Below are 21,707 nucleotides of genomic sequence, written 5' to 3'. Positions count from 1 at the left end.
GCATGGGATATCAATGCATTGGACCAACCACTGCCTTCTTTTTTAAATTTCCTATTTGAAGATTTATTTGTATCGTATAAAGTAAAAAGAAGTGTTATACAACAGTTCAAGAACATAAACCAAGAGCTATTTTCTCTAAACACACTAGGAAAGCTGATCAGTAAATCTCCACTTGCTATGCTTTCAGTATTTCTTGATGCTGCAAAAGAGGCTGATAAAAAAGACATAGGTTTTGTCTTGAGTGAATTAAGTCTTCTCCAAAGAAGAAAAGAGAGTACTAGAGATTTTAAAACACAGTTAGCGGATGTGGTTAATAAAATCAGAAAAGACAAAAACATTTATATAATGGTGGATAATCTTGATGTGTGCCGTCCTAAATTCGTTGTCGATTTTTTGGAATCTATAAAGTATATGCTTGATGTGGAGGGGCTGGTTTTCATTATTTCTGTAAGTAAAGATAAGAGTAATGTACAAAGAGCAATCAGCACAATACTTGGACCAAATTTTGACCTAAAATCTTTTACTGATCTCTCTTTACATTTGCCAAAACAACCGATAGAAAAATTTACAAAAGAACTATTTGAAAATATTAAATTACCGAAAAAGTCAAAAAATTTGATTGTAGATAGTTTTATATTTTATGCAGAAAGCCTGTCACTATCGTTAAAAACAATAGAATACTGCGTAAAAAAAATAAAGCTGTGTCTTCTGAATCACACAAGAGAAGAATTACCTGATCCGAATTTGTTTTCATTTTTGGTAATACTGCAATCGATAAATATTGATATATATGAGGAATTAGGTTTTTCATATCAAAGAGCATTGGAAAAAATTGAAAATGAATATAAATCTTTAGTTCTAAATGGTCAAGAAGAATGGGAAAAACTTAAAACCTCTCTAGAAACTGCTTTTGCAGAGAGGGAGTCAAAAATTAACAAAGCTATAAAGGATATACTATTTTGAAAAGATACCCTACCTTTACATATACAAAGATAGGGTAACATTTGATTAACGCCCTTTTACTATGTCATTACCTTGTTCAAACTTTCTGATTAATTCGCTTACATTGACATTAGATAATTTTTTACCTGCAGATTTGTCATTATGTGAAGCATCAGGTTTACGAAGGTCTTCCTTACTGTTACTCCTAGTAATATTACATCTAACAATGTTTGAATTATTAGACTTATCGCTTACATCTGAAATATTGCTTTTTTCACTACATGAAGACGAATTACTCGACATATTGCCTAAGCTAAAGAGCTTTTTACCTTGATAGATTGGATTCCAATCAAGTGGATTATAAGTTTTTTTGCTAGTCTCAACCTTTTGGTTATTTTGCTGTTTAGGAGAAAAACCAAGTTTTTCTCTTTCTTTCTTGCTTAGCGTTTTGAGAAATTTTACGGTTTCTAATTCATCAGTTGCTTGTACTTTATGTAAATCAAAGCTTTTTTGATGGTTATCCTGCTTAACATTTTCCATCATTTTATCTTTTATTGTTCTATCCTCATCATCAGAAGTGCTGCTACTAATATCACTGATACCACTATCCCCTGAATTGCGGCGTTGTTTGTTAGGAGTGCTATGAATGTTGTCTTCCATGAGTTTTTGCATTGTTGGGCCAAATGTTCTTCCAAGATTGCTACTCACTGTTTTATTACTATCATTTGCTTGAGAATGAGGTACATTTCGCTCAAAAATTGCTTTTATTCCAGCAAATTTAGCTTGGGAAGATTTCGGAGGAACAGGTGGGGCAACCATGCCTTTTGAGTTAATCTTTCCTTCATTTTGAGGAAAAATTTTTGGATTATTTTTTTCTACTGTAGTATTCATTTTTTTACCTCTAAACCTATTAACTAATAAAAGTATAAACTTAGAGGTATTAATTTTGTAATAACAATGCTAATAGATTACCGCAGTTTCAATAAGCATCACCAGAGGATTCTCTATATAATGCTTAAAGGCATTTAAAAACTTTGCTCCGAGTGCCCCATCAACTGCTCTATGGTCAACAGAGAGCGTTACTGTCATTATTTCTGCTATTTCTATTTTCTCATTCATAACAATTGGTTGTTTTTTAGATGCACCAACTGCCATAATGCAAGATTGCGGCGGATTGATTATAGCACTGAAGGCTTTTATACCAAACATCCCTAAGTTGGAGATAGTAAACCCTCCTCCTTGAAACTCTTCAGGTTTCAATTTTCCAGATCTTGCTCTGCTTACTAAATCTTTCACTTCTTTTGATATAGATAAAATACCCTTTTTATCAGCATTTTTTACTATAGGAGTAATTAGCCCATCTTCAAGTGCCACAGCGATTGAAATATCTATATTTGAATATCTCAGTATTTTATTATCTATCCACGAAGAATTTATATCAGGAAATTTTTTCATGCTGAAAGCTGCAGCTTTTATGATTAGATCATTAATTGTTACTTTATTGTTTTCATCTGCTGAGTTAATCTCGTTTTTTAACGATATTAACTTATCAACCTGGCAGTCTACAGTTAAATAAAAATGTGGAACATTCTGTTTTGATTCAGTCAGGCGCTGTGCTATCACTTGGCGCATGTTGCTTACTTCAACTATGGTATCTTTCTCAGGACTTTCAGTATGTATACCACTGCCTAAAAACTCCAACACATCAGCCTTAATTATGCGACCATATGGTCCTGTACCTTTTAATTGCTGCACATTAACCCCTTCATTTTGAGCTATTTTCTTAGCTAATGGGCTTATTTTTGTTCTACCTTCTGCATAACCCTCTGTCATCTGAGTAGCTGACACTGGGATCCATTCTTCTTTTCTAGATCCCAGTGTCAAGCACTGGGATGACATTGAGGGGTTGGATTCCAGCGTCACGCGCTGGAATGACACCGAAGAATGACTTATTGGCTTTCCGTTTAAATCTTGGTGTTCTGATTTTTGATTATCAACAGCACTTTTTGTCACTTCCTTTTTAACTGCACTATTGATGGAAGTTGAAGTATAGTTGTTAAGTGCACTTTCATCTTCTCCTTCTTCCAGCATTAAAGCTATTGGTTGATTTACAGGCACGCCACTTGTTCCTTCTGTTACTAAAATTTTTACTAAAACTCCTTCATCTATAGATTCAAACTCCATTATGGCTTTATCAGTCTCTATCTCAGCAATTACGTCGCCTACTTCAACTTTGTCTTGTTCTTTTTTATGCCACTTTACAATTTTTCCTCCAGCTTTGCTCATTGTTGGTGAAAGAGCAGGCATTAATATTTCTATAGGCATTGATTTTGCATTTAAAGATCTATTCAATTTTTAATTTACTCTTTATCTTATGTCAACCTAATCGTGAATTATGATGAATAAGTCTGTTACACTATCCCTCACGTTATCCCAGTGCGTGACACTGGGATCTTGGTTCAGTACTATTATCCTATTGTTTTTATTATTTAGCCATAGCTTGTTTGCTAACAACTTTGTTTCAACCAAATCAAATAAGATCAACATGAGAACGGGGCCAGGGTTTCACTATCCTGTAAAATGGATATACACTTGCAAAAATCTGCCCCTGAAAGTGATAGAAGAGTTTGAGAGTTGGAAAAAGGTCTGCGATATAGATGAAGACTGCGGATGGATAAAAGGCAATCTTCTTAGTGATAAGCGCTACGCGATTGTAAAAGAAGATACTTATGGATATCAAAAACAGAGTGTAGACAGCAAGATTACTATGAAAATAGACAAGTTTGTTGTGATGAAGATAGAAAAATGCAACGAAGAATGGTGCTTTCTTTCCACCCCAAAACGCAAAGCATGGGTACAAAAAAAACATATATATGGGGTTGATTAGGTTGACAAAAGATCTGAATTAACACTAGTTTCTGGGCCTTCTGTAGCATGCTCTTCAGATGAAGCAGAGGGTTCTTGAGGCTCTGGAGACTGTACAGGGCTATCACAGAAACTCCTTAACATCTCCTCAGCGGATGAATCTAAAATTTGTACAATAGACTTTTCACTCTGCTCTTTTAGCGATTGATCCACTCTAGAAATCAACTCAGAAAACTCGCTACCTGATTTTTCAGCTTCACTTTTTATTTTACTTTCTATGCTTGCAATATTACCTTGGTCAATTTCTTCTTTTGTTATGTTGAATGACTTTGCAACATCTTGATATCCAATCTTGCAATTTCCACAACCAATTATGCAAAAAGTAATAGAATCAGATATTTCGCTTGCAGCCCAATTATGTATAGTGTAAGCCAAATAATTGGCATGGTATTTAATGCTAAATTGTTGTTCTATTAACTCAGAAATTTTATTCTTTAGAGGTCTGGTAGAGACTCATGACCTTGAAACCAGCGATTTAAGATACAGCAATTACACCATTTACTACATGCTTTACTTTAATTAATTATTAAAACAAGAGCATCATTTCCAGAGCTATATCTTTTTACCTTGATAATTCTTTTTTGACTTCCTCTTTAATTATCCCACTTATATTCACGTTAAGATCCCCTACCCAAAAATCAGTCATAGTTTCAAGATCGTATAGATCCTCTATTACTTTTTTAATAGCAGCATTTATTTCTTCTTCGTCAAATTCCTTTATAATAGGTCTAATCTTCACATACCCTGGAGAGCCTTTACCATAAATTCCTTTGCTTTTATTAATGCAGCCACCTGCACCAGATCTACTGCTTCTCAAACCACTTCCACACTCTACTGTTTCATACTTGATTTCACCATTTTCTATATATGCTATTTGATTGTCTTGTGTAGACTTCAGTTTATCTGCCTTTACAATTTTCTCCTCTAGCTTTAAATCTTGCTTATGAATTACTGTTTCCTCATAACCCTTACCACCGTATGTTCTATACTCACCTCCACCTGCAACAGTAATCAGTTGCTGGCAATGTTGCTTCTGCGAATTGCACATTTCTATGAAAACAGGTCCCCCGTCCTTATCTGAGAAGTTACTTTCCTGGTTACCCCCTCCCTCTGTGACTTGCACCTTAATTATAGGATAATTAGGATCGATTTTCAGTTTAGCTTTAATATAATCTCCTGGCATCCCTACTCTGCTTTCAGTAGAATGGCATTTTTGATTGTCACAGCCACTACCTTGTATATGACCTGCTTCACCACTTCCCCACGCTTCTATTTTAATACGATCAAATTTTATTGATAAGTCATCTGTATAAACATCTTTATTTTTATGATCATAGGATTTTTCATTATTTTTTTCAAGATCTGGTTTCTTATTTTTCAGATGTTCCTTGATTATCTCTTTTAATTTTTCTTTTAATTTCTTTTTGAGACCTTCTAAATCGAACCTACACAATTTATCAGCGTAAAAAACCTCTGTTCTGTTTGCTTTAATCAGTTGATCTTTTAATTGTGTACACTTTCGTACTTCATTTTTTTCATCTCTTAATACTTTACCATCCTTATCTTTACAATCCACTTCCTCATACCTTAAGTAGAATGGCTTATCATCTTCATTTTTATTCAAATATTGTTTTGAACGGCTACACTTTCCATCAAAGCAGATGCAACCATCATCACCTTGCTCACATCCTTCTTTATGCTCTACATCCGTCAATTTGTATACTACTTTCAGTCCTTCACCAGATTTTAATTTTTCGTCTATTTTGCTATCTTTCTTCACACAATAACTGCATTCTTCCTTCTTCTGCTCATTTTCATCAGGGAAGAAAACATACTCTTGCTTATTAAATATTATTTTATCCAACCTCTCTTGAGTTTCTTTCAAAGGGTAAACTATTTCCTTGCTTGGAAGATAATAGAACTGATTTGATTCCTTGGAGTAAACAGCATTGTATTTAGTATATCTTGTTCCCATTAATTTTAGTGGTATTATTTTATTTTCTCTTTTAAGAACAAACTCCTCTGGTTCTGGCTGCCATCCAGAAAGACAAAGCATTTTACTGTTAGAATTTCCTTTATACTTTACTTCTATTTCCGGCTGCCCAGAGTTATTAAATTCACATTGAATAGATTTGTCTTTTAACTTTTTCTCAAAATCATTAAAACCATAAAAACTTCCGCCTTTAGAACATTTAATTTGCACATCAGGAACATAGCCATATTCTTTCAGAACTTTAAATTGTTGCGGATTACTTTCTAATATACCTTCTATAATATTATCAATATTACTATCAGTTGTTTTTGCTACTATTGCTGGTTTTACTACTTTTAAAGATAGGGGGCCAATGTTTATAGGATGGTTGAGGTCAGTATTAACATTAAAAGTACAGGAACCATTACTATAGGTTCCATGTGCTTTAGCACAAGTGCTCTCACTCATCTTCATTTCTACTTTCAATGTATTTGCATTTACTATCTCCACTATCTCAGGTTCTGGAGCAGGTGGTGCAGGAAAACAGCGGATGAACTGTGGATTGTTTTCATCTATACTTTGAGTTCCAAGGTATTCAGCGCAGAGCTTATCTTTTTCTCTATAAGTTTTGAAGTAGTACGTGATGCCATCTTTGTCTAAAATAGAGCGCCACTCAGCTTTATTTTCTCCATACCCTTTAGGGAAATCTAATTTTTCTCCAATCTCTCCGTCTCTTCCTTTCAGATCACCAATGATTACCTTAACCTTAGGATTAAAGTAATCATTGTCTTTATCTGTTATAGGAACAATTCTAACTTGTGGAAGCGACATTGCAAGTTGTTCACAAAATGGAGGGGGGCCAGGTGCAAGTGGAACAGGAGCACATTTTACTGCCGTTTGGTAGCAGGTATCACAGACTTTTTCCATCTCCCCAGGACGGAAAATATTCTCACCCGAAAATACTCTAGAACCCCATGAAGAAATTCCTGACATACAAGCCCCTTTTTGACTGCAAGCACATATTTTAGGAGAGTTAGCGAATCTTCTTTTTTCCTCATCAGTAACACCGTCTGCCCATTCCCATTTAAGACCCCGAGCAATTTCTCCTCCAGCTTTTGTTTTATCTCCTTCCCAGTCGATAAAAGCTGCAGCAGAAACTCCAGCTCCTGTACCTTGCGTTCCATATATCTGGCGGCAGGATTCCCCACTTTGTAAGTCATAACAATAACTTTGTCCATCATAAGCACATACTCTAATTTTGGGATTAAAGTAACCATCAACTCCTTGATCTTTTATTGCTTGCACCTTAATTTCCTTTACCCAATCTCCACCAACTATTGCTTCCCACCAAGTATTACTTTCTACAAATGTTGGACAATCAGCATATCCTTGATACGAAAGACCAAGTATCAAAAAAAATATCAATAAGAAATTAAGCCTTACACTTCTCATAAAATACCGGTAACCACTCATTAACTTCTTCTCCTTTTTCTTTTATTGCCTCATACATATACTTTATAGTCTCTTTGTTAGCTGAAAGTACATGTATTTCTTGCATATCCTTCAAATCCAGATTTAAGGTTACTAATCCTTTGTACTGTTTTATCAAAAATAAACCTTCCTGTGTTGGCGTCTGCAGAATTATATTCAGCTCCTCTTTCGATAGAGAAAATGCCTTCATGTATAATCTATTTGCATTGACGTTCGGCATCAAGATTCTTGTATCAACATGTTTATCTAAATATTGAGTAAATTTGCTAGCAAATGCGAGATTTAAATTCTCAGTACTTAGGATTACTACAACATTTAGTTCCGTCATTCTTTGCATCCAGTTATCAAACTCTTTCTCTGTAGGAAAAATATTACTTATCTCCCATGCTTCATCCAAAACAAGTATTGCAGGCGAGCCATCACATTTTGCCTCAAAAGAATATAAAAAATAGTAAAGTATCACGGACATACATTCCTTTTGTTTTGTAAGGTTTGCGGTGTTGAGAGATATAATTTTTGTTTCCCAGTCAATATCTGATTCATCACCATCTTGAAATAAGTAAGCAAAGTCACCATCGTCACACCATCTACTTATCTTACCCCCAAGGAGCAAGAGCACCTCAGAAATTTGTGAAATAGAACGTGATTCCTTGGGTATAGCAAATATAGAATCCACAATTTTTCTTATCTTTTCTTCTACGTCCACCAAGCTCGTATCGGCTACCATTCTTCTGATCAGTTCAACCAACATATTGCGATTGGAAGCACTATCTTCAATGTTTAGTGGATTAAATTTTAGGCTTTTGTCCTTATATTTTGGATCGATTATGTAATATTTACCACTCACTGCTTTAGTAAAAATTATTGATTTTCCAGTGTTATCCAATATGACAATTCTTGGGTTAAACTTTCTTGATTCTGATAATAGAAAATTAATGAGTGAAGTTCTGCCTGAATTTGGAGCTCCGAGTATCGTAGTATGGCCATTATTTCTTTTTCCATGAAAATTAAAGAAGTAAGGATTTCCTTTTTTTGAAAAAAAAATCATTACCGCTTCTTTCCACCTTCTTCCTTTTAATGTACCTGACGTAAAATCGTGCAGCATAGCAAAGCTGCAAGCGTATTTTGTTAAGATATTTTTCGGTTGCGTAATAAAAGCAAAATTGCCTGGAAGTTGTGCCCAAAAATGACTTTCCATATGTAAATCAGTTCTAAACATCATGAAGCCAACTAATGACATTATAGAAGATAAATCACTAATACTTTCAGCTAACTTATTCCTATCATCTGCAAATATTGTAAAAATAATTTTCTGTTGGCAGAAGTCTATACTAGAGGTCTTTTCAAGCTCTATTATTTCTTCAATTCCTGAGCTTTTAAGTAAGGTATTATCCTCACTAATTTGCAGCATGTTGATTTGTTTTTTAAATTCTTTTATTGCTTTGTTATTACTAGTAAATATCATTATTTCTGTAATGATAAATTCAGATTCAAGCTGCAAGCATCTATCTATATTACCTAAAGAGATTTCCCGGTATTCTTTTATGCTGAAAATAGAGCCAAATTTCTGTTGATTTTCAAATATTGTTTGAAACGTATTGAAACCAAAAGCTATTTTAAAATTTCTAATATATTGCGACAGGTCCCTTTCATGTACTGGATAATCTTTGTGCGTTAATGTAACAATATAGTGGAGAAATTCTATCATTTCAGAATATATTTTACCTTCACTAAACCTTAGACTCAGTTTTTTAGCTCCAAAAGGTCCTAAATCATTTTGAATTACGTCAGTTATCTTTTGCAACTCCTGATGGCTTTCTTGTAAAGACAACTTATGCTTATTCTTTATTCTATTGAAAAAAAACGAATTATTAGTATGCTTGCCAAAATCGCTAAACAATATTACAATGTATAGTTCATTTATATACTGTAATTTACTATCAGTTAGTTTATTAAACCACGTTGAATGTAGGTTGTCAGAGAAGTCTTCAGTTTTATTCCATTTCAAGCTCAGTTTATTGCGCTTTCTAACGGTATGAATCCAAACGGTAAAACACAGGCTATTAATATTTTTTGATATGCTTTTTCTAATTTCAGTTCTGAGGTCGCTGTAGTTATCAACAGAAGAATAATCTTCTAACTTGATTATTTTTAACAATTCTCCCTGTTTTGTTAGTATGGTTTCTTCATCGTAATGACAAGCATAAGGAACAAAATCTAAATCAATGCTTTCTAGTAATGCTAAGTTGTTCTTTTTTTTAAGCTTAGAGTTAACTGTTGGTACTTTTAACTGCATATGCGTATTCAATAAAGATAATTAAAAAAGATAAAAATACTATCTTAATTTTTATCTTTTTTTTCGCTATCGGATTGTAATTTTATATCTTTTGCAAAGTTAAATTTTTCTTTTAAGTAGTCTGTTGCCTTTTCTGTACTACCGAACATCAGGACCAGTACACCAAACATTATCATAAAAAAGATTAGACCTCTGAACACTACTGCAAGTATCACTGCAGCTATACACAACCCTATGATTGTTGAAGGACTCATATTTTCTACAGTATCTTTAACTGAAAATGAAGAAATAAAATTTTTTACCGTTTCTTGTATACCCTTTAATTCATCACTCGCCGAACTTGCTTCGCTAGAATATGATGCAAAAATGAAACTTAATAAGGCTATAAAAACCAAAACTTTATTCAATTGAATGCGCATCAACTAAATACCTTTTAAACATTTCTTAAATATAACAACTTTTATATCAATAGGCAAGAACTGAATTCACTTATCCACTACAAGTAACACATATTTAATTTTTACAGACGTGAACATGCTGTAAGCTCTTTATCATCAACAAGAGGACTCACATTAATGGATGTTAATTTACTTGATAGGAAGTTTGAATGCAATTCAGCTACTGCTGCTATAGCAAACACTGCAGCCATAGCAAGTAGTCCTGCTCCTATCAATCCTGATGTCATTGCTCCTGCAACAATGCACCCTATTGTGGAGAGAGCACAACCTGCTACAAGTGCAACGTGAAGATTTCTGTTATTGGGTTGGTTTTTAAGTAGGATATCTTTCTTAACTTGATCTGGATTTGCTTGACCATCTGAGTTTTCATTTTCTTGCATTTTTGGCTCTTTTTTTACAGTCTGCTCTGGCTGCACTTGAGTCTCGTTTTCTTTTGGGGATTCCAAATTTGATTCTAATAACTCAGTTTTTTCTCCACCCTCTGGTTGTAAGCCATTATCTCCTTCAACAGAGCTCAATGTTGAGTTTAAACTTTCCTCAGATGAAGTGCTTGTTACTAAAGTTAAACTGCTCCTTCTGCTACTTACTGGTGATTTCAAACTTTCTTTACTCGTTCTAGGTGAGTCTATTCCACTATCTGAGTCATTGCCACTACTGAGTTTAGAAGTTTTCTTCTCCTCTATTTCTTTCACAACCTTGCTATATTTTTCAAACACTTCCTCTGCAACATCTGAATTACTAAGTATTTTATTATCACCACTTTTTTTCTCAGCTACATTCAAGGGTGTTTCTTGTGTGTTGTTTTGCTCTTCAATATGTTTTAGCTGCATTTGATCTTCAATATTTTCTTCAACAGCATTTGGTATTGAGCTTACACTGCTGCTCCTGTTAGTAATATCCAAAATTGTTTTTACTATTTTTCCTCTTATTGTTTGTGGTCTTTGTGATTGTTCTCTTTCATTGTTAAATACTGTAGGTACAGCTAGTTCTTCTGATTTTATTACTTCATCTTTCAATGCAGGAAGAAAGTTTTCGATATAATACTTATAATGTTTTTGATATTCCTCTTGTTTTTCTGGTGATTTTTCTAATTGTTCTCTCAGCGATTTTTCTAATTCAGTTAATACCTCAGGACTAGCTCCTTCCTTGAACAACTCTATGCATTTTTTGATAGTTCCATCTCCCTTTTGTGGGCTTCCATATTTATGATTTTCTTTTGTTACCTTTTTGTATATAGTGTCGTGCAATTGTTGGTTAATATCTTTTTTAGAACTTAGCATAGACTCCTCCATACATAACAAAATGTATAGATACCTCTTTAGCGTTAATTTTACATTAAAACTGGGCAATTATGCCATATTATAAATAATTGCGGCAACTTGCTTATTGGAAGGTCGCTTAACTATTTGCTTTCTGGGCTTTCTACTTCTACAGATTTGCTATTAATATGATTCTTTGCTTGTTGAACTAACATATCCACTACTTCTTTTACAGGCTTTTCCTTATCAACCATGCCAACACTTTGGCCAGCCATTAAAGATCCCGTTTCAACATCTCCATCAATTACTGCTCTTCTTAAAGCTCCAGCCCAGAATTTTTCTATTTCAAGCTGCCCATCTTCTTTTGAGATCTGTCCCTTTTGGTATTCATCAATAACTTCTTTTTGACGCTTCATAAAGTCATCGCTTGCTTTGTTGGCTATAGCTCTTACTGGAATTACAGGAAAATCAGCACTTATCTGTACAGAAGGTATTGCATTACGTGCGGCCGATTTAATAAACACTTCCTTAAAATTTTTGTGGGCAATTGACTCATTAGTGCAGACAAATAATGTACCTATTTGACAGCCACTTGCTCCCATTTCCAGGTAATTAACTATCATTTCACCTCTTCCTATTCCACCTGCAACAAACACTGGTATTTGTTCATTTTTAAAATGAGGCAATATCTCTTGTGCAAGAACAGAAGTGCTAACTGGACCTATATGCCCACCTGCTTCCATTCCTTCTATTATTAATGCATCTACTCCCATTTTTACTAACCTTTTCGCAAGGCTTAATGCTGGTGCAAAGCACATAACTTTAATGCCTGCACCCTTGATTTTTTCTATATTAGGCTTTGTTGGCAGTCCACCGGCAAGCACTATATGGCTCACTTTCGTTTCAATACACACATCTATCAACTCACTCAACTTTGGGTGCATAGTAATTAGATTTACACCAAATGGCTTGTTAGTTAATTGCTGCGTCTCTATGATTTCTTTTTTTAGCAAGTCTGGAAACATTGCACCACATGCAATCACACCAAAACCACCAGCGTTTGAGATTGCTGAGACCAAGTTTCTCTCTGAAACCCAGCTCATAGCACCACCCATTATAGCAAACTCACTGCTAAGAAAATCTGTTCCTTTTTTCCAGAGGCTACTTAACATATAACCTATATCATACGTTTAAAAATGTTTTGTTTATCTATAAATGTGTGTTTTAAGGCGCCAAGTATATGTAAGATTATAAAGAGTACCATAAAATATGCAAGCATCGAATGTAGCTCGTTAGCCGTGTTAGCTAGATCTTTGTTTTGATTAATCAACAAAGGGATATGAAAAAAATATTTGATCTGTTTGCCAGAAGCAGAAGACATGACATAGCCAGATAGTGGCATTAGCACCATCAAAGAATATAAACCAAAGTGTACTGCTTTACTTATATTGATTACAAACCGAGAAAAATTTGCTGGAAGTGGTGGAACATAAGTAAAGACGCGAAAAAATATGCGTACTATGATTAATCCAAGAATAGTGATACCGCAAGCCTTATGAATAGCGTATATGTTGAACTTAATTTCATTGCTAAGTGGCAGGCTTTTCATATAAAGTCCAGAACAAAGCATACTGATAATAAAAACAGCCATCAACCAATGGATAACTCTTACTAGGCTATATTTATCGTCTTCCATTTTGATTACCCTAAAGTAGCATTTATATAATAGAAAAACTATTTTTCAATCAAAATCATTAAAGCAATTTAGATTTACCGACAATGTAGCTATACAAATTCGACCCAGCCGGAAGTCAAGGGCACCTAAATCAAGAAACGGATTAAACGAAAAACTTACTTGACAAACTCCGCCAGCCTCCTTNNNTAGCCAACCACGCTATTTATTTATCTTCTCTGTACAGATTAAATGACAAAAAAACTCAACGTATCTGGCGTCTCATGTTTAATTTTTTGCACTATGTGCACTCTATGTCTTTATCAAATTTCTAGGTTTTTACCTATACAAGCTGAAATACGCTTATAAAGCATTTAAAACATCAAAAAACGCCAACTTAAAAAATGGATAGTGAATAATTAGCTACCCTAGGGTTTCTTTTGCCTTTTTTTCTGTTTAGTAAATTTCTTAAATATTTATGGCTAAACGACAATCGTCATCCCTGTAAAGGTCAAGTATCCCGCTACGTGTTAGCGGCTAAGAGATACCCGGCGGTATGACGGTTCGTGATGGCATGACGATAAGGTTCCAGTGTCAAGCGTTTGGCATGCAAATTTCCTTAAACGTTCGTAAGCTTAAAACTTTACTTTAGATCAAACTGCTGTATAGTGACTTTATAGCTTCAATTTTGTAATGAATATACCTAGTATAGAAAATTGTGATCTTCACAATAAAACCGTCTTACTCAGAGTTGACTTCAATGTTCCTATAAAAGATGGAGAAATTCGTGACGTCACTCGTATTTTGAGAGCATTGCCTACTATTCAGTATTTAGTGAATGCGAGTGCAAAGATTATTATTATATCACATTTTGGACGCCCAAAGGCCAGAGACAATAATCTGTCGCTAAAAAATGTAATTGACACTTTATCGCAGTTACTAAATAAAAAAGTGAAATTCATTGACGATTGCTTTGGTGAAAAAGTACAAAGAGCAGTAAGTGTTATGGATGCAGGAGATATAATATTACTAGAGAATCTAAGATTTTATAAAGAGGAAGAGCAAAGTGACTCAAATTTTGCCAAACAACTAGCATCTCTAGCGGATATATATGTAAATGATGCATTTTCTTGCTCTCACAGAGCTCACGCTTCTATTTCACGCATTACAGAATTTTTACCCTCTTATGCAGGGTTTTGCTTGCAAGATGAGCTAAAGTATCTTGAAAAAGCTGTATCGTTTAAAGCTAAACCTATTACTGCGATAGTTGGGGGAGCTAAAATATCAACTAAAATAAAAGTGCTTATGAAGCTAACAGAAAAGGTTAATTACCTAGTTCTAGGTGGTGCAATAGCCAATAATTTTTTGTCATTTAGCAAAGTAAATATAGGGAAATCTTTCTTTCAAAATGGTGTTGACGACCTTCTGCATAATATTCTTGAAACAGCAAATAAAAACAATTGCAAAATAGTTGTGCCAGAAGACGTTCTGGTTGCAGTAAACTCTGATTACAGCACTAGTATTTCAAGAAGAACTGAGTCCATTTTGGACGGTGATATAATTTTGGATATCGGACCACAAACTTTGAGTACAATAAGCAGTATAATAGCAAGCAGTAAGACTCTGCTGTGGAATGGACCTATTGGTGTTTTTGAACATTCAGCTTTTGCAAGCGGTACAATAGGGGTAATGAAAATCGTAAGTGACTTAACGCACAAAGGAAAGTTAACCAGCATAATAGGGGGAGGCGATAGTCTATCTGCAATAAGCGCTGCAGGCCTTGCCGATAAGGATTTTACATATGTTTCCACTGGTGGAGGAGCATTTTTAGATTGGTTAAGTGGCGATGAAATGCCGGGAGTTGCTGCTCTGCAAAAACGATTAGATTAAAACTTTTTTAAATTATTTCTTATAGGCTAGCTTTTTTGTGAACGTGATTATGTCGAAGACAGTTAAACTAATTTTGTGTTTAATAATACCAATAATAGGATTTATTTTTTATATTAAGGATCATTATTTTCACACCTGCTATGTAGAAGAAAATGTTGAAGTCAATTTTGAACCATTTTTCAGTTCACAACCAGCCACCGTTTCAGAATTAACTGACTTCGATAGAGGAGTGTTGAAAGTTTGTGGAGATTGGGGAGCACATCCAGATAAAGAAGATTTCAAAATTTTACTTAGTTGTCCGCAGCATCAAGAAGTAGTGAAAGGAATATATAAGTGATTACGCCAGATGCGGATTTGGAGTTACTTAAAGATGAACTGGCTAACATTTGGTTTACAAATAGTGGAAGTGAAAAAGAAACTATAGGGTTTGGACATATTTTTTGTGGTGAGCCAAACGATAAATTAGGTGGTATGCATTTTGTAGGTAGATATGTTGAAGCTCAAGAGGATAAATGGGCAGTTGGAATCCTGTGCAATGAATCAGATATTAAGCCGCCGGTTTATACATTTGGAATGAAATATTTGGGTAAGGATGGGGAAGTGAAAGTTAAATGCCCAAATGGATACGCATATAACCTTCATGCCGATAATTTCTGCAACTAAGGCGTTTAAGGAATTAGGAAAAGATGGAATGTGTCTATATGAAATGGAAGATGACAATTATCAATCAGTGTTTGTAAGAAAGAAAGAATGATGCTATACTCACGTTCTATCCTGACTTAACACCAAAATGTGATGATAAGAGTACTTATTGTAGTTGCGGTAAATCTTAATTTCAAAACCAATAGGGTGAACAAATGATAAAAATGCTATAGGGTGTAGCAAATCTAAATGAGTTAAAATTTTGATTAAAGGGTTTTGTGAATAATAATGAAGAAGGGCATTATTCGTCTAATAAAAGCAATTCAATACTCTTGTGAAGGAATAAAATCAGCTTTTATATCAGAAATTGCGTTCAGACAGGAGTTACTGCTTTTTATAGTATGTGTCTCAATTTTGTTTGTTTTGGATGTAAGTAATCTAGAACGTGCAGTAATGATAAGCAGCCTATTCCTGGTGTTAATTGTGGAAATTGTTAACACTGCTTTTGAAACGACAATTGAGCGTATTTCCAGTGAACAACACATACTTTCAAAAAAGGTGAAAGATCTAGGTAGTGCAGCAGTTTTTCTTTCATTAATCAACTTCCTGATAACATGGATGATAATATTGATAGGTTAATACGAATGTTATTAAGATATGTTGTCAAACTCACCAATTAAAGTTTTTATATCTTGCGGTAAATCAGAGACAAATTCCATGTATTCCTTACTTTTTGGGTGGTATAAGCCCAGTGTATAAGCATGTAGTGCTTGTCTATTGAAATTACGAATGAAACTAGAGTTTTTAGCATATTTTGTGCTTTTACTACTATTTTTTCCATAAACTTGATCACCAACTATGGAATGTCCTATGTGGCTCATGTGGACTCGAATTTGGTGTGTTCTGCCTGTCTCTAAAGTGCATTTAACGAGGCTTACTTGTCCTATAACTTTTTGCACTAAATAGTGAGTGATTGCTAATTTGCCTGTGATTTTTGTTACACACATCATTTCTTTATTACCGCGTTTGGGAGCAATGTTAGTTTTTATCGTGCCTTGCTGAGAAGATAATGTTCCCCAAACTACTGCTAAGTATTCCCGCTTTATTTTGCGATTCGATAACAATTCAGACAAAAAACTATGGGCTGCTTCATTTTTTGCAATTACCATTAGCCCACTAGTATCTTTATCGAGTCTATGAACAATTCCTGGTCTTACATTAAGGTGAGCGATAACTGCGTTCAAAAGCGTATCATTGTTTGTCCCAGCACCTGGGTGCACTGTTAATCCACTTTGTTTACTCAGAACTATAATGTCCTCATCTTCATAGACGATATTAAGTTTTATGTCATAATTAGGCTCAATTGATGTGGATATGTCAGGTTGAACGAGATGCACCACATACTCTTCATCTGGTTTTACTATGTAGTCATTATTAATTATCGGTGTGCCAAGTAATTTCACCTGCTCATTTTGTATCAATCTTTGCGCTTTGCTGCGTGATATGTTGCATTTTTCAGCTATATAGGTGTCTAACCTTAATTTCTCTTTATCATTATTAACACTTAAGGTTATTATTGAGTAATCTATAGTGATTTACCCCGCGCCATTTCCCATGCTGCTTGAACATTTGGGTCTGTAAACATTGTTGCACTAGACTCAATTTGCAGATCACCTTGTTTTTTAATATGGCAAATTGTTTGAGAGCCATCTTTCCAGTAGATTGTAACTTTATTATCAAAATCTCGTAATGTTGCCTCAACCTTTTTTTCTTTATTATCTTTTTCTTCCAGCTTAATAGATTCTAATAAATAATATAAGAATTCACTTGGTTTGCCGTTGATTTTTTCTTTCCATTCATCTGTTTTTTCTTGTTCAGATTTTTTTTGCTCTAACTTTTCCTTCTTTTGCTGCAGCTTATTTTGTTCTGCTTCCAGCTCTAACTTTCTAACTGTGTCACGTAGTTCTTTGACTTTATTTTCTAATACTAATAATTTATTAGTATTATTTCCATTGTTAGCTTCTAAATCAGGCGTACTTGGTTGAGCTTGCTTCTTTTTTATTTCTTCTAATTCATTCCTTACTACGTTTAATTGCTCCTTCAATTCCGTTTTTTCCTCTTCTGTATCCTCTTTTAACTTTTTTAGCATGCTAAGGAACTCGTTATTATTAGACTGCGTAGTTGATTGAAGCCAGCCTACAAAGCGGCTTGGTTCAAATCGTTCAATTTTATCTTCAGCAATTTTAATAGCATTCTCTAACCTAGAAAAAGTACCTTCAATATCTAGTGAATGTGCTTTTTTTGTCAATTCTTTAGTGTTGTTTAAAACTTCTGAAATTTCTGCATGTAGCCAATCTAAATCTTTTTTGATGTCTTCTCTGATTTTTTTTAGGTGATCAAGCGTTTCTTTAATGTTAATATTTGCAGGCTTTAAAAGACTATTATCAAGTAAATCGCAAGCTTTTTTAAGGTTACTGTCAAATGAGTTGCAAAGCGGACTAAGTAGTTTTTTCATTAGAGATATTAGTTCATTTTCCCTTTTACCAAGCTTATTTTCTACTACTGATACAACCATGCCCTTTCCAGACCAGTATGGAAATAGAAGACCTAAAGAACTGTGTTTTCTAATAGTATGATTTTCATGATCCACGCTATTACTTATTAGATTGCTAAGTGTTGATATGATGCATAAAAGAATAGCGACTAATAAAGCTATTAATATTATTGGAGCATTAATGGATTGTGATATTGCTGAAACTACTATAATAGTACCAAATACATATGATCCAGTAAACAAGAGAATCCTATTTCTATTTTCTGCTTCTATATCTTCTAGTATTTCTCTCTGCGTCTTAGAAATTGGTAAAACTATTGAAAGCTTTTCCCCCTTTTTATCTAAATTTGTTACAATTTCAATTTTTTTAGCTTCTTGAGCAATCTGGCTGTACTGTTCATCAACTTGATAGTTTCCTATTTTTTTATCTATTTCATTCTCTTTTATTTTTTGTGTATTTATAAAGTTTATAACAGCAGTAAATAAGAGAACTATAAGAGGAATAAAGGCAAGAGGTGCTGGCGTGAACGCAAACCCAGCAATACTTACTGTAACAGGCTGAATAGAAAAGGCAGTAAATGCTATAAGAGTAGCAATGGTACTTGCTATCGATATAGTACCAGAATACTTTCTTATAGAGCTCAAAATTCTACTGGGCTGGTCAGAAAGTTTTCTAAATCCTAAAAAATCAAAATAGTCTTTGAAAGGATCTTGAGTGTCTGTAACCATAACATTTTTCTAGTTTAAACTTATTTAGGTATACGTTAACCAAACCTTAAAATCAAGTTTCTTAATTTTTCAACATGTGCCAAGGCCTATTGGAGCGCACTGTATTAATCTTTACGTAACGATTTGTTAACCAAACAGAATGTGTGCCATACGTTTCTAGATCAGCATGTTTAATAATTTTAGCGTTGCAAGCTGAATAGTCGAATTCACTTAATTGAATTGTTAAATCAACTTTATCACAATTTTCTGAAATATCTTCTTTTTTATAAGCTAGCAGCACTAATTTATTATTTCCTTTATTATATATTCAGCCATAATCGTTACACTTTAGCCTTTTATCTGAGTTATTGTATTTTTTATGATTCAAAATTTGGTTCTGCCCATTTTGCTTCGCCCATGTTTTGACAACAAAGTTCCTATTTTTTCTGGTGAGAGAATATAGTAAGTTATCACTCTCCTTTGCAGCAACATTATCAGCATTTATCAAGATATCAGGAGTTCTATACATAGCACTAGAGAAAATACCCAGCACAATAAAGAAAATTCCGAAGAAACGCCAATTTCTTTCCCACAAGCACAGCCACAATAACCCAAATGTTATTATAATAATTGATGAGGCAGGAAAAGTACGAATGGGAATAACCAAATACTGAAGACTAGCGATTGCATTTGTTATATACAAAATGCTGTCAATTGGGCGCTCTATAAATGGCGCTATAATCCATTCAACACCCAAAGGAATCAACAAAACATAGATTATTCCAAGTGGAATAATAATTAATGTAACTATTGGTATAGCAACTAAATTTGTGATAATGCCACTAATTGAAAAATAATTAAAATTATATATCGTATACGGAACAGTTGCTAAACTTGCTATTACTGAGCTGATCATTATCGACACAAAATATTTCATTATTTTGATTTTGAACAACTTATTAGCATTAATTTGATAACTGGCAACCAGTGCCAAAACAGCAGAAAATGACATCTGAAAGCCAGGCTTTAAAATTGCTTCTGGTTCTACTGAGAGTATCACTGAAGCAGCAAACGCAATTGCTATTAACCCTCGATATTTTCTCTCTATCATTATTGCAACGAGTACTAAATCACCATAATGTAGGCACGCTGAGCAGAAATTTGCATACCGGTAATCAATAAATAAAACGTGGTTGGCAAGATAGTAAGGAATGCAGATATTTTCTTGGTGTTATACTTAAGAGTCAAAGTTTCAGATATTGCGAATAAATTACGAAACACTACAAAAAACAGACCAGCAACAAATGATAAATGCAAACCAGATATGGCAAACAAATGTGCTATACCTGAATCTCGTATCGCGTCCATAGTTTTTTGATCTATGCCATCTTTTTTACCGATCAGTAATGCAGAGATTATATCCGCATGTGGTTTTTTGATATTTTGCTGCAGGTTTTCATAAATGTATTGACGGAAAGATTCTATATACTCTAGAAATTGCCTTGCTTCAGCCTTTTTGTGTAGGGCTATTTTGCTTGTTGCAAAACCTGTTGCACTTATTTTCTGGTAATATGCTATTCTTGCAAAATCGTATGCATACTCCGAAGGTGCAATCTTTAGAGGGAAGAGTTTTGCTGATAATTTTACTTGATCGCCTATTTTAATGCCTTTTTCCACTTTGGTTCTAACTGATATTCTGATGTTATCTAGAGCTCTATCCGGTGTCATTCCAGCGCGTGACGCTGGAATCCATATCTTTTTTTTCTGGATCCCAGTAGGCGATACTGCATCACAAAAGGAGGCGCTGGGATGACAGGAGAGGATTTTGAGATAGTAGGGGATTTTTCAACAGAAAGCAGAAATTGTTTATATGAGCCCCTGTCGTTAATATCCTTCACTGTGGCAACGATATTTTTTACATACCTCTCTTTATCAAGAATTTGAGTATCAACTAAAGCTGTTCTTAATTTACTGGCTGTAAATCCTATGAGCACTGCAATTAAAGCAATGCATAATATTGCGTACTTTCTGTATAATATTGCAATCAAAATTAGTGTGGGTAAAAGCAAAAGAAAAATAGATATGCAGCTTGGTTCAAAACTTAGGGAAAAATATGTTAAAATTCCTGCACACTGAAGAACAGGAAACCACAGTATCAAGTTATATTGTTCATTGCGCAGATTGTTACGTATATAACTAACTATTATGTCAAGAAAAGTTAATAAGTGTGTCGATATTTGCATGTGGTGAAATTTTATTTTTCTTTTTTCATTATTTGTATATATAATAACTAAATAAGCAATGACGCGGGATGGAGCAGCTCGGTAGCTCGTCAGGCTCATAACCTGAAGGTCGTAGGTTCAAATCCTACTCCCGCAACCATTTTTAAGGATATAGTTGTTCCACTTTCCAATCGCTTCCCTCAACAAGAGTGTATCTAAATCTAATATGCTTCCTATATTCACCTTCTTGCCAAAATTCAATTACTTTTGGGATTACGCAAAATCCCACCCAAAAATCAGGACGAGAAACTTGTGTATTGTGAAATTCTTTTTCCTTCAATTTTATAGCTTGCTCAAAATCTTGCCAATCTTTCAGAATGCTCGATTGTTTTGAGCACCATGCGCTAATTTGACTACCCAGCGCTCGAGAAGAGAAGTATTTGTCAGTTCTTTCATCGTTTAGAAGTTTAACCTCTCCTTCAATTCGCACTTGCCTAGCAGATTCTATCCAATGAAACACTAACGCAGCTTTGGGGTTCTCAGTCAATTCTTTCCCTTTTTTACTGTTTACGTTAGTGAAAAACACAAAACCTTCTTTGCTATATTCCTTTAGTAATACCACTCTTGCAGATGGAATACAGTCTTTGCTACAAGTTGCTAGCGTCATTGCAGTTGG

At 34.3% G+C, this 21,707-nt stretch carries 20 protein-coding genes, 1 tRNA gene and 1 pseudogene; 6 read left to right on the top strand and 16 right to left on the bottom strand.

What is annotated here, in order from left to right:
* On the top strand, nucleotides 1–963 hold a 963-nt coding region (locus WG67_RS05115; protein ID WP_458694930.1), incomplete at its 5' end, for a P-loop NTPase fold protein.
* A gap of 45 nt (nucleotides 964–1,008) precedes the next feature.
* Here the strand turns inward: WG67_RS05115 and WG67_RS05110 are convergent.
* Together WG67_RS05110 and WG67_RS05105 are read right to left on the bottom strand one after the other, a co-directional pair.
* Nucleotides 1,009–1,833 (bottom strand): hypothetical protein, encoded by an 825-nt coding sequence (locus WG67_RS05110; protein WP_007550761.1) that lies wholly within the window; start codon nucleotides 1,831–1,833, stop codon nucleotides 1,009–1,011.
* 69 nt (nucleotides 1,834–1,902) lie between these two features.
* Nucleotides 1,903–3,267: a pyruvate dehydrogenase complex dihydrolipoamide acetyltransferase gene (locus WG67_RS05105; protein WP_070357067.1), complete on the bottom strand. Its 1,365-nt coding sequence runs from the start codon at nucleotides 3,265–3,267 to the stop codon at nucleotides 1,903–1,905.
* Nucleotides 3,268–3,337: 70 nt separating this feature from the next.
* Here WG67_RS05105 and WG67_RS05100 point away from each other — a divergent pair, with 70 nt between their 5' ends.
* Nucleotides 3,338–3,829, top strand: coding sequence for an SH3 domain-containing protein (locus tag WG67_RS05100; protein WP_007551030.1), 492 nt, complete (start codon nucleotides 3,338–3,340; stop codon nucleotides 3,827–3,829).
* Here WG67_RS05100 and WG67_RS05095 read toward each other — a convergent pair.
* The 7 genes from WG67_RS05095 to WG67_RS05065 form a co-directional block, all read right to left on the bottom strand.
* Nucleotides 3,826–4,293 (bottom strand): WBM0748 family T4SS-associated protein, encoded by a 468-nt coding sequence (locus WG67_RS05095; RefSeq protein WP_070356992.1) that lies wholly within the window; start codon nucleotides 4,291–4,293, stop codon nucleotides 3,826–3,828. The two genes, WG67_RS05100 and WG67_RS05095, sit on opposite strands and share 4 nt — an antisense overlap.
* Before the next feature lie 136 nt (nucleotides 4,294–4,429).
* Entirely contained in the window at nucleotides 4,430–7,291 is a 2,862-nt protein-coding gene (locus WG67_RS05090; protein ID WP_070356991.1) for a hypothetical protein, read from the bottom strand.
* The gene (locus tag WG67_RS05085) at nucleotides 7,272–9,626 is read right to left on the bottom strand and encodes a VirB4 family type IV secretion/conjugal transfer ATPase (protein ID WP_070357066.1); all 2,355 of its coding nucleotides are present in this window, start codon (nucleotides 9,624–9,626) and stop codon (nucleotides 7,272–7,274) included. The genes WG67_RS05090 and WG67_RS05085 overlap by 20 nt, the downstream gene beginning before the upstream one ends.
* Nucleotides 9,627–9,670: 44 nt before the next feature.
* Nucleotides 9,671–10,045, bottom strand: a complete 375-nt coding sequence (locus tag WG67_RS05080; RefSeq protein WP_022626145.1) for a hypothetical protein — start codon at nucleotides 10,043–10,045, stop codon at nucleotides 9,671–9,673.
* A 101-nt stretch (nucleotides 10,046–10,146) separates the two neighbouring features.
* Nucleotides 10,147–11,364 (bottom strand): hypothetical protein, encoded by a 1,218-nt coding sequence (locus WG67_RS05075; protein ID WP_038199547.1) that lies wholly within the window; start codon nucleotides 11,362–11,364, stop codon nucleotides 10,147–10,149.
* A 122-nt stretch (nucleotides 11,365–11,486) separates the two neighbouring features.
* Nucleotides 11,487–12,515: an NAD(P)H-dependent flavin oxidoreductase gene (locus tag WG67_RS05070; protein ID WP_010082023.1), complete on the bottom strand. Its 1,029-nt coding sequence runs from the start codon at nucleotides 12,513–12,515 to the stop codon at nucleotides 11,487–11,489.
* A gap of 5 nt (nucleotides 12,516–12,520) precedes the next feature.
* The gene (locus tag WG67_RS05065; RefSeq protein ID WP_256363908.1) at nucleotides 12,521–13,045 is read right to left on the bottom strand and encodes a cytochrome b; all 525 of its coding nucleotides are present in this window, start codon (nucleotides 13,043–13,045) and stop codon (nucleotides 12,521–12,523) included.
* 663 nt (nucleotides 13,046–13,708) lie between these two features.
* On the opposite strand from WG67_RS05065, the gene WG67_RS05060 reads away from it, so the two are divergent.
* From WG67_RS05060 to WG67_RS05050, 3 genes and pseudogenes are all read left to right on the top strand, one after another.
* Nucleotides 13,709–14,905, top strand: coding sequence for a phosphoglycerate kinase (locus WG67_RS05060; protein WP_010963073.1), 1,197 nt, complete (start codon nucleotides 13,709–13,711; stop codon nucleotides 14,903–14,905).
* A gap of 49 nt (nucleotides 14,906–14,954) precedes the next feature.
* A pseudogene (locus tag WG67_RS08775) lies at nucleotides 14,955–15,738 on the top strand (EndoU domain-containing protein).
* 97 nt (nucleotides 15,739–15,835) lie between these two features.
* Entirely contained in the window at nucleotides 15,836–16,186 is a 351-nt protein-coding gene (locus WG67_RS05050) for a diacylglycerol kinase (protein WP_007549043.1), read from the top strand.
* Between the two features lie 11 nt (nucleotides 16,187–16,197).
* Here WG67_RS05050 and WG67_RS05045 read toward each other — a convergent pair whose 3' ends face one another.
* From WG67_RS05045 to WG67_RS07870, 6 genes are all read right to left on the bottom strand, one after another.
* Nucleotides 16,198–17,142: an RluA family pseudouridine synthase gene (locus WG67_RS05045; protein WP_038227940.1), complete on the bottom strand. Its 945-nt coding sequence runs from the start codon at nucleotides 17,140–17,142 to the stop codon at nucleotides 16,198–16,200.
* The gene (locus WG67_RS05040) at nucleotides 17,133–18,830 is read right to left on the bottom strand and encodes a hypothetical protein (RefSeq protein WP_010082004.1); all 1,698 of its coding nucleotides are present in this window, start codon (nucleotides 18,828–18,830) and stop codon (nucleotides 17,133–17,135) included. The genes WG67_RS05045 and WG67_RS05040 overlap by 10 nt, the downstream gene beginning before the upstream one ends.
* Nucleotides 18,831–18,891: 61 nt before the next feature.
* Nucleotides 18,892–19,110, bottom strand: a complete 219-nt coding sequence (locus WG67_RS07885) for a hypothetical protein (protein ID WP_410543614.1) — start codon at nucleotides 19,108–19,110, stop codon at nucleotides 18,892–18,894.
* A 27-nt stretch (nucleotides 19,111–19,137) separates the two neighbouring features.
* Nucleotides 19,138–19,920, bottom strand: coding sequence for a ComEC/Rec2 family competence protein (locus WG67_RS07880; protein WP_410543613.1), 783 nt, complete (start codon nucleotides 19,918–19,920; stop codon nucleotides 19,138–19,140).
* Nucleotides 19,921–19,934: 14 nt separating this feature from the next.
* Nucleotides 19,935–20,537, bottom strand: a complete 603-nt coding sequence (locus WG67_RS07875) for a ComEC/Rec2 family competence protein (protein ID WP_410543612.1) — start codon at nucleotides 20,535–20,537, stop codon at nucleotides 19,935–19,937.
* Nucleotides 20,534–21,052 (bottom strand): hypothetical protein, encoded by a 519-nt coding sequence (locus WG67_RS07870; protein WP_410543611.1) that lies wholly within the window; start codon nucleotides 21,050–21,052, stop codon nucleotides 20,534–20,536. The genes WG67_RS07875 and WG67_RS07870 overlap by 4 nt, the downstream gene beginning before the upstream one ends.
* A 62-nt stretch (nucleotides 21,053–21,114) precedes the next feature.
* Here WG67_RS07870 and WG67_RS05025 point away from each other — a divergent pair.
* Nucleotides 21,115–21,191: transfer RNA gene (locus WG67_RS05025), tRNA-Met, on the top strand.
* Nucleotides 21,192–21,194: 3 nt separating this feature from the next.
* On the opposite strand, the gene pdxH is transcribed toward WG67_RS05025, so the two are convergent.
* Nucleotides 21,195–21,707, bottom strand: a 513-nt coding sequence (gene pdxH / locus WG67_RS05020; protein WP_458694929.1) for a pyridoxamine 5'-phosphate oxidase, incomplete at its 5' end; no start/stop codon positions are given.

It is taken from the genome of Wolbachia endosymbiont of Drosophila incompta, assembly GCF_001758565.1.
Classification (GTDB): domain Bacteria; phylum Pseudomonadota; class Alphaproteobacteria; order Rickettsiales; family Anaplasmataceae; genus Wolbachia; species Wolbachia pipientis.
This window is presented reverse-complemented; position numbering and strand designations above follow the sequence as displayed.

Coding starts and splice junctions, on each gene's coding strand:
- WG67_RS05110 (WP_007550761.1), bottom strand. CDS start 1,833: ATGAATACTACAGTAGAAAAAAATAATCCAAAAATTTTTCCTCAAAAT.
- WG67_RS05105 (WP_070357067.1), bottom strand. CDS start 3,267: ATGCCTATAGAAATATTAATGCCTGCTCTTTCACCAACAATGAGCAAA.
- WG67_RS05100 (WP_007551030.1), top strand. CDS start 3,338: ATGATGAATAAGTCTGTTACACTATCCCTCACGTTATCCCAGTGCGTG.
- WG67_RS05090 (WP_070356991.1), bottom strand. CDS start 7,291: ATGAGAAGTGTAAGGCTTAATTTCTTATTGATATTTTTTTTGATACTT.
- WG67_RS05085 (WP_070357066.1), bottom strand. CDS start 9,626: ATGCAGTTAAAAGTACCAACAGTTAACTCTAAGCTTAAAAAAAAGAAC.
- WG67_RS05080 (WP_022626145.1), bottom strand. CDS start 10,045: ATGCGCATTCAATTGAATAAAGTTTTGGTTTTTATAGCCTTATTAAGT.
- WG67_RS05075 (WP_038199547.1), bottom strand. CDS start 11,364: ATGCTAAGTTCTAAAAAAGATATTAACCAACAATTGCACGACACTATA.
- WG67_RS05070 (WP_010082023.1), bottom strand. CDS start 12,515: ATGTTAAGTAGCCTCTGGAAAAAAGGAACAGATTTTCTTAGCAGTGAG.
- WG67_RS05060 (WP_010963073.1), top strand. CDS start 13,709: ATGAATATACCTAGTATAGAAAATTGTGATCTTCACAATAAAACCGTC.
- WG67_RS05050 (WP_007549043.1), top strand. CDS start 15,836: ATGAAGAAGGGCATTATTCGTCTAATAAAAGCAATTCAATACTCTTGT.
- WG67_RS05040 (WP_010082004.1), bottom strand. CDS start 18,830: ATGGTTACAGACACTCAAGATCCTTTCAAAGACTATTTTGATTTTTTA.
- WG67_RS07880 (WP_410543613.1), bottom strand. CDS start 19,920: ATGATAGAGAGAAAATATCGAGGGTTAATAGCAATTGCGTTTGCTGCT.
- WG67_RS07875 (WP_410543612.1), bottom strand. CDS start 20,537: ATGACACCGGATAGAGCTCTAGATAACATCAGAATATCAGTTAGAACC.
- WG67_RS07870 (WP_410543611.1), bottom strand. CDS start 21,052: ATGCAAATATCGACACACTTATTAACTTTTCTTGACATAATAGTTAGT.